Source organism: Altererythrobacter sp. (assembly GCF_050299635.1).
In the GTDB taxonomy this organism is placed as follows: domain Bacteria; phylum Pseudomonadota; class Alphaproteobacteria; order Sphingomonadales; family Sphingomonadaceae; genus Erythrobacter.
In genome coordinates, this window is record NZ_JBNKWF010000008.1 from 20,332 (window position 1) to 35,779 (window position 15,448).

15 protein-coding genes are annotated in these 15,448 nt (G+C 62.4%); 7 read left to right on the forward strand and 8 right to left on the reverse strand.

Annotated features, from left to right (window positions below):
* Positions 1–6 precede the first annotated feature (6 nt).
* From ACQY6C_RS05755 to ACQY6C_RS05765, 3 genes are all read right to left on the reverse strand, one after another.
* Positions 7–915 carry a UDP-2,3-diacylglucosamine diphosphatase gene (locus tag ACQY6C_RS05755; RefSeq protein WP_427966353.1) on the reverse strand — a complete coding sequence of 303 codons (909 nt, stop codon included), beginning with the start codon at positions 913–915 and terminating at the stop codon, positions 7–9.
* A 109-nt stretch (positions 916–1,024) separates the two neighbouring features.
* A complete protein-coding gene (locus ACQY6C_RS05760) occupies positions 1,025–1,669 on the reverse strand; it encodes a glutathione S-transferase family protein (protein ID WP_427965991.1) in 645 nt (214 codons plus the stop codon).
* Positions 1,662–2,672, reverse strand: a complete 1,011-nt coding sequence (locus ACQY6C_RS05765) for an NAD(P)H-quinone oxidoreductase (RefSeq protein ID WP_427965994.1) — start codon at positions 2,670–2,672, stop codon at positions 1,662–1,664. The genes ACQY6C_RS05760 and ACQY6C_RS05765 overlap by 8 nt, the downstream gene beginning before the upstream one ends.
* Before the next feature lie 172 nt (positions 2,673–2,844).
* On the opposite strand from ACQY6C_RS05765, the gene ACQY6C_RS05770 reads away from it, so the two are divergent.
* From ACQY6C_RS05770 to ACQY6C_RS05785, 4 genes are all read left to right on the forward strand, one after another.
* The gene (locus tag ACQY6C_RS05770; RefSeq protein ID WP_427965997.1) at positions 2,845–3,048 is read left to right on the forward strand and encodes a DUF1192 domain-containing protein; all 204 of its coding nucleotides are present in this window, start codon (positions 2,845–2,847) and stop codon (positions 3,046–3,048) included.
* Between the two features lie 124 nt (positions 3,049–3,172).
* Complete coding sequence (clpA, locus tag ACQY6C_RS05775) at positions 3,173–5,599, forward strand: ATP-dependent Clp protease ATP-binding subunit ClpA (protein WP_427965999.1); 2,427 nt, start codon at positions 3,173–3,175, stop codon at positions 5,597–5,599.
* 157 nt (positions 5,600–5,756) lie between these two features.
* Positions 5,757–6,155 carry a globin gene (locus ACQY6C_RS05780; protein WP_427966002.1) on the forward strand — a complete coding sequence of 133 codons (399 nt, stop codon included), beginning with the start codon at positions 5,757–5,759 and terminating at the stop codon, positions 6,153–6,155.
* A gap of 66 nt (positions 6,156–6,221) precedes the next feature.
* Positions 6,222–7,484: a SulP family inorganic anion transporter gene (locus ACQY6C_RS05785; protein ID WP_427966005.1), complete on the forward strand. Its 1,263-nt coding sequence runs from the start codon at positions 6,222–6,224 to the stop codon at positions 7,482–7,484.
* Between the two features lie 18 nt (positions 7,485–7,502).
* On the opposite strand, the gene ACQY6C_RS05790 is transcribed toward ACQY6C_RS05785, so the two are convergent.
* Genes ACQY6C_RS05790 through ACQY6C_RS05810 form a run of 5 tightly spaced genes read right to left on the reverse strand, consistent with a single transcriptional unit; the run spans position 7,503 to position 11,529 of the window.
* Positions 7,503–7,784, reverse strand: a complete 282-nt coding sequence (locus tag ACQY6C_RS05790) for a DUF167 domain-containing protein (protein ID WP_427966007.1) — start codon at positions 7,782–7,784, stop codon at positions 7,503–7,505.
* A complete protein-coding gene (locus ACQY6C_RS05795; RefSeq protein ID WP_427966010.1) occupies positions 7,784–8,368 on the reverse strand; it encodes a gamma carbonic anhydrase family protein in 585 nt (194 codons plus the stop codon). The genes ACQY6C_RS05790 and ACQY6C_RS05795 overlap by 1 nt, the downstream gene beginning before the upstream one ends.
* A complete protein-coding gene (locus ACQY6C_RS05800; protein WP_427966013.1) occupies positions 8,365–8,922 on the reverse strand; it encodes a GNAT family N-acetyltransferase in 558 nt (185 codons plus the stop codon). Before ACQY6C_RS05800 ends, ACQY6C_RS05795 begins: the two co-directional genes overlap by 4 nt.
* A gap of 5 nt (positions 8,923–8,927) precedes the next feature.
* Positions 8,928–9,923, reverse strand: coding sequence for a porphobilinogen synthase (gene hemB / locus ACQY6C_RS05805; protein WP_427966016.1), 996 nt, complete (start codon positions 9,921–9,923; stop codon positions 8,928–8,930).
* A 37-nt stretch (positions 9,924–9,960) separates the two neighbouring features.
* Entirely contained in the window at positions 9,961–11,529 is a 1,569-nt protein-coding gene (locus tag ACQY6C_RS05810) for a M23 family metallopeptidase (protein ID WP_427966356.1), read from the reverse strand.
* 390 nt (positions 11,530–11,919) lie between these two features.
* Here ACQY6C_RS05810 and ACQY6C_RS05815 point away from each other — a divergent pair, with 390 nt between their 5' ends.
* From ACQY6C_RS05815 to fdxA, 3 genes are read left to right on the forward strand one after another with little or no spacing between them, the layout of a single operon-like run.
* Positions 11,920–14,448, forward strand: a complete 2,529-nt coding sequence (locus ACQY6C_RS05815) for a helicase-related protein (protein WP_427966359.1) — start codon at positions 11,920–11,922, stop codon at positions 14,446–14,448.
* Positions 14,441–14,752 carry an RNA-binding S4 domain-containing protein gene (locus ACQY6C_RS05820; RefSeq protein ID WP_427966019.1) on the forward strand — a complete coding sequence of 104 codons (312 nt, stop codon included), beginning with the start codon at positions 14,441–14,443 and terminating at the stop codon, positions 14,750–14,752. Before ACQY6C_RS05815 ends, ACQY6C_RS05820 begins: the two co-directional genes overlap by 8 nt.
* 15 nt (positions 14,753–14,767) lie before the next feature.
* Positions 14,768–15,106, forward strand: coding sequence for a ferredoxin FdxA (gene fdxA / locus ACQY6C_RS05825; protein ID WP_427966022.1), 339 nt, complete (start codon positions 14,768–14,770; stop codon positions 15,104–15,106).
* Positions 15,107–15,448 lie beyond the last annotated feature (342 nt).

The following is a 15,448-nucleotide window of genomic DNA, read 5'->3' on the forward strand; positions in this document are numbered from 1 at the left end:
GATGGATCACGCAGCCTCCAGCCCTTCTTGCGGCGCGGCCTCTTCGCCAGACTGGCCGGTATCGCGGCGCGCAACCTCGTCGGGCCAGTGAAGCAACTCCATGCGCCCGTCGAAATGTTCGACCAGCGCATTGCAACCTTCCACCCAGTCGCCATCATTGTAATACTCAATCGACCGGCCATCTTGGGCGAACGAGCGAATCTCAGCGGTATGGATATGGCCGCAAACCACGCCGTCGACGCCGCGCTCGCCCGCTGCACGCGCCACGATCTCTTCATAGCGCGAGATGAATTCGACCGCGTTCTTGACCTTGTGCTTGGCCATCTTCGACAGCGACCAATAGGGCAGGTCGAACCAGCGGCGCACGCGGTTGACCCAGACGTTGAGCCCCATCATCAGATGGTAGAGCGCATCGCCGACGAAGGCGAGCCAGCGATGCGCCAGCATGATCGTGTCAAACTCGTCGCCATGCAGCACCATCAGCCGGCGTCCATCAGCGGTTTCGTGAAAAGCGGCACGCTGAATCTCGACCCCGCCGAAATTCATGCCTGCAAAGGGCCGGATCATCTCGTCGTGATTGCCGGGAATATAGACGATCCGCGTGCCGCGCCTGGCGCGTTTCAGAATCCTCCAGACGATGTCATTGTGCTCGGGCGGCCAATAGAACTTCTTCTTGAGCCGCCAGCCGTCGATAATGTCGCCGACCAGATACATGGTCTCGCTGTCGGTGTGGTCGAGAAAGTCGATCAGCAGCTGCGCATTGCAACCCCTGGTGCCCAGATGGACATCGCTGATCCAGATCGTGCGATATCTGCGGCGCTCACCCAGCACCCGCTCGGGCACGGCGGGTTTGGGAGCGGGAAAGCTCGCGACATTGCCGGGAGCGGGGATCGGCGGAAATCGGGATTCGACCATGGTCAGCGCCTTTGCGAAGCTGTTCACCTCGCCCACGGTCAATGGCATCGTTCTGTGACGTCCCCGTCACGGTTTGGTGACGCTTTGGGGAATCAGCGTCAGTTCCGCGTCAGGAAGTCCCGGCGCGGTCCATCGGGACATAGCCCGGCAGCGCGGCGATCCGGTCGAGCCAGGCGCAAACATTGGGATAGTCATGTAAGGCAAAGCCGCCTGCTTCGCTGACATGGGTATAGGCGTAGAGCACGATATCGGCGAGCGTCGCGCGATCGCCCACGAACCAGGGCCCTCGTCCCAAATGCTCATCCATGAGCTCGAGCGCGTCGCAACCCGCAATCCGCTTGGCCACGATTTGCGCACGTTGCTCATCAGAGAGATTGGCCTCACCAACAAAGTGGAGCCAGAAGCGCAAGGTCGCGATGTTGGGTTCGTGGCTGTATTGTTCGAAGAACATCCAGCGCAGCATGTCCGCCTGCTCGAAACGGTCCTGCGGGATCAGCGCGCTCTTGCTCGCGAGATACCAGCAGGCCGCGTTGCTTTCGGGCAGGAAGCGTGTCCCTTCGTCGCCATCTATCTGCAGCACGGGGATGCGCCCATTGCGATTGACGCCCGAAAGAAATTCGGGCGTGCGCGTTTCGCCCTTCAAGATGTCATATTGCCTCGTGGCGATCGGGATGCCGAGAAGCGCAGCGGTGAGTTTGATCTTGTAGCAATTGCCGCTGCGAAGATCCTCGTGAAGTATGTAACTCTCAGCCACCTGAAACCTCCAGCACGATCTTGCCAATGTGGTCGCCCGCTTCCATCCGCGCATGAGCCGCGGCAGCCTCGGCAAAGGGGAAACTCTTGTCCATCACCGGCTTCAGCTCGCGCGAGCAGAACAGGGGCCAGGCGTTCTGGACAATTTCTTCAGCCAGCGCGGTCTTGAAGGCATCGCTACGGGGCCGCAGCGTCGATCCCGTGAGCGTCAGCCGCTTGCTCATCACCAGCGCCATATTGATCTCTGCCTTCATACCACCCAACACGGCAATCGTCACATGGCGTCCATCGTCCGCCAAGCATTTGAGATTGCGTGCGACATAGTCGCCCGAAACCATGTCGAGCACGATATTGGCACCTTTCCCTCCGGTCTGCGCGCGCACCGCCTCGACGAAATCCTGTTCGCGATAGTTGATTGCCAGGTCGGCCCCAAGCTCGCGGGCAGCTTTACATTTGCCTTCGTCGCCGCAGGTCACGATCACTTCCAGCCCGAAGGCCTTGCCCAGCATGGTCGCCATGGTCCCGATGCCGGAGGTGCCGCCGTGCACCAGGAGAGTTTCGCCATCACGCGCCAACCCGCGTTCGAACACATTGTGCCAGACGGTAAAGAGCGTTTCGGGTATCGCCGCCGCTTCCGCCAATGGCATTCCCTCCGGAACGGGCAGACAATGCCCCCAGGGCGCGAGGCAATATTCGGCATAGCCACCGCCAGGTGTGAGCGCGGCAACCACCTGCCCCAGCATCTCTATTGGCACCTCTTCGCCGACCGCCACAATGGTGCCGGAGACTTCAAGCCCCAGGATCGGCGAGGCACCTGGAGGAGCCGGGTAGAACCCGGCACGCTGGATGCAATCAGGCCGGTTAACTCCGGCATAGGCAACGCGGATCAAGACATCCTGCGGCCCGGGTTCCGGCACCGCCGCGCTTTCCGGCACGAGCACATCGGGCCCGCCGGGCGCAGAAAACCCGATAACATTCATCAACTTGGGCAAGGATTCGGTCATGGAGCCCCCCTGAAAGCATCCGAACTGCGCTGTTGCCGCAAGGATACAGTAATCGCAATAGCTTGCTGCCAGAGGGAGCTAACGACTGTTGAAACACGCCTGGCCGGATTGACAGCAAGCCGCCTTGCTTGCGATGCTGAGCCTGGATGAATGAAGAAGACCTGTTGATTGAATGAATGACGAAGATCTTCCGCGCCCCAAGGGCGATGCGGCGAGCCTCCTCGCAAAGGAAGATTTGTCTCCCTATTCCCAGGACGAGCTACAAGAACGCATCAGCTTGCTCGAGGCCGAAATTGTGCGGGTTGAAACGCACCGATCGAAGGCCGCGGCACACCGCGAAGCTGCGGACTCGCTGTTCAAGAAGCCAGAATCGTGATGCCCGGGGGTCGCATGTCACCGGACGCGCCCCATATAGAATTGGTTAAGCCTGTCTGTTCATACTCTCCCGCAAGGGTGGAGTCGCTTTTAGCCCGTTAGATAACCGCCGAGAGACCACGCGAATGCCCAGTTTTGCCCAGAACCTTGAACGTACGCTTCACAATGCGCTCGCCAACGCATCGGAGCGCCGGCATGAATATGCAACGCTGGAGCATTTGCTGCTGGCACTGATTGACGATGAAGATGCGGCCCAGGTTATGGCGGCATGCGGCGTCGACCTGGCCGAGCTTGGCGAAGTCGTGCGGCAATATCTCGACCAGGAATACCAGTCCCTCAAGACCGAGGAGGATGCCGATCCGCAGCCGACCGCCGGTTTCCAGCGCGTGATCCAGCGCGCCATCCTGCATGTCCAGTCTTCAGGCAAGGATACCGTTACCGGCGCCAATGTGCTGGTCGCGCTGTTTTCGGAGCGGGACAGCTATGCGGTCTATTTCCTCCAGCAGCAGGATATGAGCAGGCTCGACGCAGTCAGCTATATCAGCCACGGAATTGGCAAGGGCGGTCGCCAGCTTGAAAGCAAATCGCCGCAAGGCAGCGAAGAAGCGCAGCAAAGCGAAGGCGAGCAGGTCAAGGAAACCGGCAACAAGAAGGAAACCGCGCTCGACCAGTTCACCGTCAATCTCAATGCCAAGGCGGAGGCGGGCAGAGTCGATCCACTGATCGGCCGCGGGCCGGAGGTCGACCGGACGATCCAGATCCTGTGCCGCCGTTCGAAGAACAACCCGCTCTATGTCGGCGAACCGGGCGTGGGCAAGACGGCCATCGCCGAAGGCCTTGCGCGCAAGATCATCGAAGGCGACGTGCCCGACGTGCTCAAGGACGCGGTGATCTATTCGCTCGACATGGGCGCACTGCTGGCCGGCACACGCTATCGCGGCGATTTCGAAGAGCGCTTGAAGCAGGTCGTGGCCGAGCTCGAGCAGATGCCCGATGCAATCCTGTTCATCGACGAGATCCACACCGTGATTGGTGCCGGCGCGACGAGCGGCGGGGCGATGGACGCCTCCAACCTGCTCAAACCCGCGCTTTCGGGTGGCACGATCCGCTGCGTCGGTTCGACCACCTACAAGGAGTTCCGCAACCACTTCGAAAAGGATCGCGCGCTGCTGCGCCGGTTCCAGAAGATCGATGTGAACGAGCCGACGATCGAAGATACGATCAAGATTCTCAAAGGCCTGCGCACCGCCTTCGAAGAGCATCACGGCGTGAAATACACGCCCGATGCGCTCAAGACCGCGGTCGAGCTGTCGAGCCGCTACATCAACGACCGCAAGCTGCCGGACAAGGCGATCGACGTGATCGACGAAGTCGGCGCGATGCAGATGCTGGTGCCACCGAGCCGCCGCAAGAAGAAGATCACCGCCAGGGAGATTGAAGCGGTGATCGCCACCATGGCGCGCATCCCGCCGAAATCTGTCAGCAAGGATGACAAGAAGGCGCTCGAGAATCTCGAACGCGATCTCAAACATGTCGTGTTCGGGCAGGACGAAGCGATCCACCGCCTGTCGACTGCCATGAAGCTGAGCCGGGCGGGGCTGCGCGATCCGGACAAGCCGATCGGTTCGTTCCTGTTCTCCGGCCCGACCGGCGTCGGTAAAACCGAAGTCGCGCGCCAGCTCGCCTCGATCATGGGGATCGAGCTCAAGCGCTTTGATATGTCCGAATATATGGAACGCCACAGCGTTTCGCGGTTGATCGGTGCGCCTCCCGGATATGTTGGATTCGATCAGGGCGGGCTGCTCACCGACGCCGTCAACAAGCACCCCTATTCGGTGGTGGTGCTCGACGAGATCGAGAAGGCGCACCCGGACCTGTTCAACATCCTGCTGCAGGTGATGGATAACGGGCGCCTGACCGATCACCACGGAAAGACGGTCGATTTCCGCAATGTCGTGCTGATCATGACGACCAATGCGGGTGCGGCGCAGATGGCGACGCAAGGCATCGGCTTCGGCGACGTGTCCAAGGAAGATGCGGGCGAGGAAGCAGTGAAGAAGATGTTCACTCCCGAGTTCCGCAACCGCCTCGATGCGATCGTGCCCTTCGCCTATCTCGGCAAGAGCACCGTTGCCCGCGTGGTCGACAAGTTCATTCTTCAGCTCGAGCTGCAGCTGGCCGAGCAGAACGTCCATATCCAGTTCGACAAGGATGCGCGCAATTGGCTGGCCGACAAGGGCTATGACAAGCTCTACGGCGCGCGCCCGATGGGTCGCTTGATCCAGGAGAAAATCAAGCAGCCGCTGGCAGAGGAACTGCTGTTCGGCAAATTGTCCGATGGTGGCGAGGTCCATGTCAGCATCAAGGACGGCAAGCCGAGCTTCGAGCTTACGCCCGCGCCGCCCAAGACCAAGCCGAAACGTAAGCCGGCCACTAAGAGGAAGGCGGCTGCGAAGAAGGCTCCTGCCAAGTCACCGGAACCGAAACCCGCGGAACCGAAACCCGACGCCGATGCCGGTGGGGGCGAAGAGTCGAACAAGGACAAGGGCTGATAACTCCCGGGTAGCCGGAGGCCCTTGATCTGGCAGGATTCCCGGCCGGAATCCCGGCTGGGTTCACCCATTGCTGCTTTGCGCTGCGTCAATGCAGTGGCGCGCAGGCCCTCTATCTGCAGGGCTCACGCCCTATTGCCGCAGAGGACCCCGCACCTTGAATCTGGAGACCAGCAAGCCGCAAACGCCATATGAAGCGCTCGGCGGCCGCGAAGTGATCGAACGTATCGTCAACCGCTTCTACGATCTGGTCGATCAGGAGCCGCAATATAGCGAGTTGCGGCAGATGCACGCGGCCGATCTTGGCCCGATGCGGCATTCGCTGGCCGGATGGCTCACTGCATGGGCGGGCGGACCCAAGGACTGGTTCGACGAAAATCCCGGCAAATGCATGATGAGCGCGCATCGCGGATTGGGTGTAAGCAAGCAGACCGCGTCGCAATGGGCGGAGGCAATGGCCAGAGCGATCGACGAAAGCGGTCCGATCGAGCCCAAACTTGCCAATGCGATGTCCGCCCGGCTCCACCTGATGGCGCATGCGATGGTCGCCGAATAGGCAGCGAAGTACTTCCGCACGCAAGAACCGATTGCGCGAAAGTGGTGCAGCGGATAGCGGGCGCTCATGAAGCCCAAGCTGTTCACCACGATCAGAACCTATACATTGGCCGAGTTCCGCGGAGACGCGATTGCAGGCGTGACCGTGGCGATGGTGGCGATTCCGCTCAGCATCGCAATCGCTATCGCATCGGGTGCGGCCCCTGAAACGGGCCTGATCACGGCGGTCGTCGCGGGGTTCCTGATTTCCTTCCTGGGCGGCAGCCGGGTCCAGATCGGCGGTCCGACGGGCGCATTCATTGTGGTCGTCTATGGCGTGATTGCCGAACACGGCTTCGATGGGCTGGTGCTGGCCACGGCCATGGCCGGGCTTATCCTGATCGCCGCCGGGCTCTTGAGGCTGGGAAATCTCGTTCGCTACATTCCCGAAGCCGTGGTCAACGGTTTCACCATCGGCATCGCGATCATCATTGCCACGAGCCAGCTCAAGGACTTCCTCGGCATAAGCGCGGAGAATGTTCCGGCCGACTTCCTGCCCAAGCTGGCTGCCTTGTGGGACGCGCACGGCAGCGCGAACTGGCAAGCCCTGCTGATCGGTGCGGTAACGCTGGCGCTCATCGTCCTGTTCCGCCGCTTGTCGCCGCGACTGCCCGGCCTGATCGTCGCGGTTGCACTGACTTCTCTCGCGGTTGCGCTGTTCGAACTGCCGGTCGACACGATTGCGGCCCGCTATGGGGAGCTGCCGCATGGCCTGCCGATGCCGCATGTTCCGCAAGTTACGGTCGAGCGGCTGACCGAGCTGCTGCCTTCCGCAATGGTCATTGCACTGCTGGCGGCAATCGAATCGCTCCTTTCGGCCATGGTCGCGGATCGGATGATTGCGGGCAGTTATCGCCCCAATGCAGAAGTGATGGCGCAAGGCTGGGCGAACCTTGGCTCCTCGCTGTTCGGCGGACTGCCTGCAACAGGCGCCATCGCGCGCACCGCCACCAATGTCCGTGCAGGCGGTCGAACCCCGATGGCGGGAATCATTCACGCGCTCACTGTCTTGCTGGTCCTTCTGCTGGCGGCCCCGCTCGCAGCATATCTGGTCATGCCAGCGCTCGCCGCGCTGCTGATGGTGACGGCCTGGAACATGAGCGAGCCCCACAAATGGAGCCTCTATTGGTCCGAGCCGGTGACTGACCGGATGCTGTTGATCGTGACGCTGGTGCTGACTGTGCTGACCGATTTGACGCTGGCTATCGGCATAGGCGTGGCCTTTGGCCTGGCGCTGAGGTTGAGGCGCAGCGAGCTGGAGCCTGAGGTGTGGACCGACCACGACCGCTAGAGCGCTACAGTCTGGACCCTATTCGTCGATCTTCAACAGTTTCTCGCGCGAAGTTGCGCCGCGCAACAGTTCGACCCGCGATTTGGCGATGCCGAGGCCGCTGGCCACGAGCTTGATGACCGCATCATTGGCGGCGCCATCCTGCGGCTTGGCGCGGACCTTCACCACCACGCGCTCATCCTCGATCGCCATGCCTTCACTACGCGCACCGGGCGTAACCCGCACCGCGAGCCGACCTTCGGAATCGAGCGCCGCACGGATCGCGGCGGCAGAGGGAAGATCGGCCTTGGGCCGCGCCATCAGTCGCCGAGCGCTTCAGACACTGCCACTGAATGCGCCTTCGCATTCTCGGCATAATGCGCCACGCCAATACGCATCCCGGCGATAGCGGCCTCATTCAGTTCGCGCAGCGGCTTGGCTGGACGGCCCGCCCACAACATGCGCGGCTCCATCACCTTTCCTTCGGTCAGCATCGCGCCCGCGGCGAGCATGGCATCGGAGCCGATCACCGATTTGTTCATCGCAATCGCTCCCAGACCAACAAAGCCACGGTCATGAATCGTGCAGCCATGCACCATCGCCATATGCCCGATCAGCACATCGTCGCCGATGATGAGCGGGGAGCCATCCGGATCGCCCGGGCGCGGCGGATCGCAATGCAGCACGCTGCCATCCTGCACATTGCTGCGCTCACCTATACGAATATGCGACACGTCCGCGCGGAGAACGCAATTGTACCAGATAGAGCTGTCCGCCCCGATCTCGATATCGCCAATGATCGTGCAGCCCGGCGCAATGAAGGCGCTTTCATGAATCCTCGGCGTTTTCCCGTGGATCGGCACGATGTTGACGCCGGGTCTGGAACTGGAGGGACGGTTGCTCATTCTTCGCTCTCCCACTCGGCGCGGCTGATCGAATACTGGATCGTCGGATTGTCTTCAGGCGGATAGGCCGGGTCGTCAAAGTCCAGATCCTTGCGCCGCCTCATGCCGAGTTTTTCCATGAGACGCCAGCTCGGCTCGTTCCGTTCGCTGGTGAGCGCAACCACATGCGATGCCTGATGCCGGGTGAAGGCCCATTCGACCACTGCGCGCATCGCTTCGCTCGCATAACCGCGCCGCCAGCGGTCTTCACGCACCAGCCATCCGATCTCGAAATCGCCCTGGTTGGGAGCAAGTGCATGATCCACGCGCTTCATGCCTGCGTGCCCGACCACTTCGCCGCTGATTTTCTCGACCATCATCATGAAGCCGAACCCTTCGCGCGCGAACCAGGCCATTGTCTTTGCGTGCTTGGCTTCGATTTCGTGGAGCTCCTTCACTCCGCCGAGATGCTCCATCACTGTGGGGGTATTGAGCAGGCGAAACTGAAGTTCGGCATCGCCTTCGTCGATCGTGCGCAACACCAGCCGTTCAGTCTCGATAACAATATCAGCCATCTGGCTCAGCCATTGAGCAATTGGGCGGCATGGGCTGCGTGATAGGTCAGCACCCCAGAACAACCCGCGCGCTTGAAGGCCAGCAGCGTTTCCAGCACCAGCGCGTCGCGATCGCCCGCCCCGGCCGAAGCCGCCGCCTCGATCATCGCGTATTCGCCGCTCACCTGGTAAGCGAACACAGGCACTTCGAAACGCTCTTTCACCAGTCGGACGATATCGAGATAGGGCAGGCCGGGCTTTACCATCACGCTGTCCGCCCCTTCAGCCAGATCCAGTTCGACTTCGCGCAGAGCCTCTTCGGCATTGGCCGGGTCCATCTGGTAAGTCTTCTTGTCGCCCTTGAGCAGACCGCGCGAGCCCACTGCATCGCGGAACGGTCCGTAGAAGGCGCTGGCGTATTTTGCGGCGTAGCTCATGATCTGGACATTGGGATGCCCGTTCATCTCCAGCGCCATGCGAATTGCATGGACGCGGCCATCCATCATGTCGGACGGTGCGATGATATCTGCCCCCGCTGCGGCCTGATTGAGCGCCTGATCGACCAGCACCGCCACCGTATCGTCATTGGCGACATAGCCCGACGCATCGAGCAGCCCGTCCTGCCCATGCGCGGTATAGGGGTCGAGCGCGACATCTGTGAGGATGCCGATATCGTTACCGCAAGCATCGCGGATCGCGCGGATTGCGCGGCACATCAGATTGTCGGGATTGAGCGCCTCGGCCCCGTCGTCGCTGCGCTTCTCAGTCTGCGTATTGGGAAATAGCGCCAGGCAGGGGATGCCCAGTTCCACCGCCTCTTTGGCGCGCGCGGCGATGCCGTCAACCGACCAGCGCGATACGCCGGGCAGCGACGAGACAGGCTCTTCCACGGCACTCCCTTCGGTGACGAAGAGCGGCCAGATGAGATCGGCGGGCGTCAGCACCGTCTCACGGTGCATCGCCCGGCTCCAGGCGGTTGTGCGAGTGCGGCGCAGGCGCAAATTGGGATAACGGGCGTTCATGGTCGCCTCTGTTGCCGGATTATCGCGGGCGGCGCAATCAGCCGATTTCGCGCTTCTGGTCGAGCTTCTCGATCTCGCGCTTGGGCGCTTCCACTTCGGTCGGACGTTTCTCGAGCTCGACCAGCGCCGCACCCGGTTCGACCTGTTTGAGACGGCGCAAGGCGGCGCGGAAATCCATCAATTCGCGCCCCTCAAGCTGCGCGCGCGTGACGAAGCGGACGCCAGCCGGATTGATCGCTCGCCCGCCACGATACATTTCGTAATGGAGATGCGCCCCGGTCGAGAGGCCGGTCGATCCGACATAGCCGATTACCTGGCCACGCCTCACGCTCTGCCCGGCCCGCACCGCCATCCGGCTCATATGGCAATAGCGGGTCGAGAGCCCGCCCCCGTGGCTGACCTTGACTGCAATGCCGCAACCACCCGCCCTACCGGCGCTGGCAACACGGCCGTCAGTCACCGCGACGATCGGCGTGCCGTATCGCGCACGGAAATCCATGCCCGAATGCATCCGGCGATATCCCAGGATCGGATGGCGCCGCATACCGAAGTTGGAGGTAATCCGGCCCGGAACCGGTGCCACCAGCCCGTTGCGCTGTTCACCAACGCCCGAAGCTTCGTAAAAGCGGCCTTCCTTGCCCCATCGCATCAGCTGCGTCTTGGGCTCGCCGCCGCGATCTACCCCGGCATAGAGCAATTGCCCTGCCTGCCGCTCGCCCGTGGCAGCACGGCGATAGGCCACGATCATGTCGAACTCGTCGCTGGCGCGCACTTCGCGGTCCATGTCGATCTGGCCGTCGAGCGCCTTGAGATATTGCTGCACCGCGCTGGCCGGTGCGCCTGCCGCCCGCGCCGAACGATAGAGGCTCTGGCCCACCGTACCGCGAATACGCAGCGGCGTGTCGTCGACGCGAATGACATTGCGCTTGAGCGCCAATTGCCCCGCATCGTTGCGAAACAGCTCAAGCTCGAGGTCGAAGCGAGCACGAAAGGCAAGTTCATCGAGCGGGCGCGGTTCGCGCGGAGCCGGGCGGCGACCCAGCGTGATATCGACCTTGGTTCCTGATTCGATCTCTTCCAGCGGAATTGCGCCCGAAACCAGCGAATTGACTCGCTCGACATCCGCCTGCCCCACGCCCGCGCGACGCAACATGCGCTGGAAGCTGTCACCGGTGGAAAGCGTGGCAACCAGTTCGATCTGCGGTCTTTCGGGCGCAGATTCGAGCGGAATGACTTGCGGACCCGGCCCGCTTTGCCGTCCGCTGTCTCCGCCCAACGCCAGCGGGGTAATCATCTGGCTGCGAAATTCGTCGCGCACGCCATCGTCCATTGCCATTGCCGGCATGGCCTCGAGCGGCGCGAAGCTGGGCCAGAAGGCGAGTGCAATCGCGCTGACACCCAGCATGGTGCCGAGCCCGCGAAACCAGGACTTGCTGCCGATATTCTGCGCCAGATCGGGCGTGAGATCGATGCCGGTCAGCCAGTCCGAAGCGGCGTCGCGCCATCGGTGATAGCGATCGCGCCAGCTCTCGACGCGCTGAAGCACAAATGCCCGTGTCTGGTCGATGACTTCGACAGCCTCGTCAGCCACCTCTTCATAGGACATGTCATGGAGCGGCAGTTCGATTGCCTCTACCGGCAATGCTTCTTCCGGCAGCGCCGGTTCCGACGAATGGCCAATTGGCCCGGCATCATCGCCTTCGATGTCGCCTCTGTGATCCAATTCTTCCCTCCGCCAAGCGCGCGACCTTGTGGCTAGCGTCAACTCGCAGCGCTCTCATGGCCGAATTCTCTGCGCGATCAAAGTAAACACCGCGTAAATTGTCGACAGGACGAGTCCGTGGCGCGACATGTTGTGCATGGTCGCTTCCGCCGGTTGCCCCACGCCCACGCCGGTGCCACAAACACTACCGTGAACAATGCCGATGCCTCAAGCGTGACAAAGGCGGTCCTGGGGCCGACCAATACCGGCAAGACCCATCTCGCGATCGAACGCATGTGCGGTCATTCGAGCGGCATGATCGGCTTTCCGCTGCGGCTACTGGCGCGCGAGGTCTATGACCGGGTCTGCGCTATCAAGGGCGAGCAGAGTGTTGCGCTGATCACCGGCGAAGAGCGGATCGAACCCCAGAACGCGCGATATTTCTGCTGCACGGTCGAGGCGATGCCTGTTCATGGGCATGCAGGCGAACGCGATTATGCCTTCGTCGCTCTGGACGAAGCACAATTGGCCGCCGATCCCGAGCGCGGGCATATCTTCACCGATCGAATGCTCCGTGCCCGTGGGCGCGAAGAGACCATGTTGCTGGGTTCGGCCACGCTACAGCCCATGGTGAAAGCACTGGTTCCGCGCGCCGAATTGATCGAGCGGCCGCGTTTTTCGACCTTGCGCCATGCCGGAAGCTGCAAATTGTCTCGCCTGCCGCCGCGCAGCGCAGTGGTCGCCTTCGGTGCAGAGCAAGTCTATGCCATGGCCGAGATGCTGCGGCGCTTCCGTGGCGGAGCGGCGGTGGTGATGGGGGCACTTTCACCGGAAACGCGCAACAAACAGGTCGAATTGTTCCAGAATGGCGAGGTCGACTACATCGTCGCCACCGATGCCATCGGCATGGGGCTCAATCTCGATCTGCATCACGTCGCCTTTGGCGCACTCACCAAATTCGATGGGCGGCGCAAGCGGCGCCTCACGCCAGCGGAAATGGCGCAGATCGCCGGGCGCGCCGGGCGCCACCAGCGCGACGGGACTTTCGGCACGGTGTCGGGCATGCGCGAAAATCAGGCCTCTCCGCCCGAATTCACTGAGGAAGAGGTCTATGCGATCGAAGAACACCGCTTCCAGCCGTTGACCCATCTGTTCTGGCGCGAGGCGGAACCCCGCTTTGGCAGTATCGGCGAGCTGATCGGCGATCTCGAAAGCCCGCCCGACCGCCCTGAACTGAAACCCGCCCCCGAAGCGATCGATCTCGCCGTGCTCAAACGGCTGGCTGACGAACCTTTCGCGGCGGAGATTAAGGGTGCGGGCCTGGTACGGCGCTTCTGGGAGGTCTGTACACTGCCCGATTTCCGCAGCGTGGGTGTGGAGCCGCACGCGCGCTTCGTCGCGCGGCTGTGGCAGGATCTCCGGCAAGGCTATCTCGGCGCGGATTTCGTCGCCGCGCGTATCGCCGAGCTCGACCGGATGCAGGGCGATATCGACACGCTGCAGGGAAGGATAGCCGCGATCCGATCCTGGGCCTATATCTGCCAGCGACCCGATTGGGTGCTGGCGCGCGACGAGATGGCGGCGCGGGCACGCGCGGTCGAAGCGAAACTGTCGGACGCGCTCCACGCGCGGCTGACGGAAAGATTTGTCAATCGAAGGACTGCAATTTTGATGCGATCACTGGGACAGGACGGAAGCGCACTGCCGGTTAATTTGGAGAGCGATGGGCGTGTAACCGTAGAAGGCGAAGTTATCGGGCGGCTCGAGGGCTTCCGCTTCGCGGTCGATCCGCAGGCGGGCCATGCCGATCGCAAGATGCTGCTTTCCGCCGGCGAGAAAGCCCTACCCGGTATCCTTGCGCAGCGCGCCGCATGGTTGATGAGCGAAGGGTTAGACGCGCTGGAGCTATCCGATGGCGCGATTGCGTGGGACGGGCACGTCCTCGCCAATGTGGACATGCCTGACGATTTTGGCACTCCGCGCCTCACGCTGGCGCGCGAGATTGCGATGTTGCCCGATGCGTCGCGCAAACAGCTCGAACAGGGTTTGCTGGCTTGGCTCGAGGCCAAGCTCGAACCGCTCGAGCCCCTGCGCAAGCTGGCACTAGCGGCGCGCGATCCCGGCGCCGGGTCCGAAGCCCGCGCGCTCCTCCACACGCTGATCGCCGGCCATGGCGCGGTCAGCCGCGAAAAGGCCGGATTGCAGCATCTTCCCAAGGAACTGCGCCCCTATCTGCGCAAGCTGGGCGTGGTATTTGGCGCGCTGGACATTTTCGCGCACGCTCTGCTCAAGCCCGCACCGCGCCAGCTGCTTCATGCGCTGGGGATCGACCTGCGGCCCCTTCAGGATGCCATGCTTCCGGTCATTCCCGAGCAGAGGCGCTTGCCGGCGGGATATCGCCCTGCAGGAACGCAAGCGATTCGCGTCGATCTGGCGGAGAAGATCATGCGCGCCGCCTTTGAAGCGCGCGCCAAGGCGGGCGGTGAGCGCAATGTCCGCTTTGCGCTCGATACCGCGTTGGGCATTTCGATCGGGCTGGAGGAAGGCAATCTGGTCCGCCTGCTGGGCAGCGCAGGATTCCGTTGCCAGAAGGCCAGGGCGCTCGAGGAAGGAGCGCATGGTCCGCCAGCACCCGATCGCTGGAGCTGGCGCCCGCGTCGCGCCGGGGATGAGCGTGACCACAAGGGCAGGCCGGAGCGCGGGAAGCGCAAGGGTGGGCGCAAGGCGGGGCACAGGTCTTCTGGCCAGAAAGATCGATCCGGCCAAAGCGGTCCGCAAAAGACCGGTGGAGCATTCGACGCACTGGCGGATCTGCTTGGCTGATTCGGGAGGATCGATGCGGCTGGACCGTTTGCTGGTCTATCTGCGCTTCGCCCGCACCCGCAGCCGCGCCAGCGCCATGATCGAAGAAGGGCATATGCGGCTCAATGGCGCGCATGTCCTGCGGTGCAGCGAAAATGTCGCGGCGGGCGATGTGCTGACTTTCCCGTGGGGCGATGAGGTGCGGATCGTCGAGATTCTTGCCTTGCCTGAGCGGCGCGGACCGCCCGGAATGGCACGTTCCCACTATCGCGATCTTGACCGCAGCGGGGAAAGCGCCATAGCAGCAGGCCAACACGATGATTGAGAAGGACACTCATCCATGACCTATGTCGTCACTGACGCATGCATCAAATGCAAATACACCGATTGCGTTGAAGTCTGCCCGGTGGACTGTTTCTACGAAGGCGAGACGATGCTGGTCATCAATCCTTCGGAATGTATCGATTGCGGCGTGTGCGAACCGGAATGCCCGGCCGAAGCAATTCTGCCGGACACCGAGGATGGGCTGGAGCAATGGCTCGAGCTCAACACCAAGTTCTCCGCCGAATGGCCCAACATCACCAGCCAGAAGGATCCGCCTGCGGATGCCGATGAGCACAAGGGTGAAGAGGGCAAGTTCGAGAAGTACTTCACCGAAGATCCCGGCGAAGGCGACTAGAGCCGGTTTCACTTAGGTGGAAGCATCGGCACGGAGCCGATTTTGGCCCAGCACGAGGAAAGAGGAGGGAGCCATGCAGAAGCATGGTGACCGACGATTGACGCTGTGATGGGCCAAAAGCGGCCCGCCCCTGGGCTGGACGGCATGCTGTGATGGGCAAACCGCCCTTCGGGCAGGGGTCGCGTCAGGTCGCTCACTGGACGTCGTCGCGTCGCTCGCCCGGGGCCGACGGGCCCGCGCTTCGCGCCGCTCCTAGCCAGTGGGTGACCTGACGCGATGACGACGTTTCCACCTAAGTGAAACCGGCTCTAGGCCTGCGGCAGGGCATCCGCCCGGCTGCCA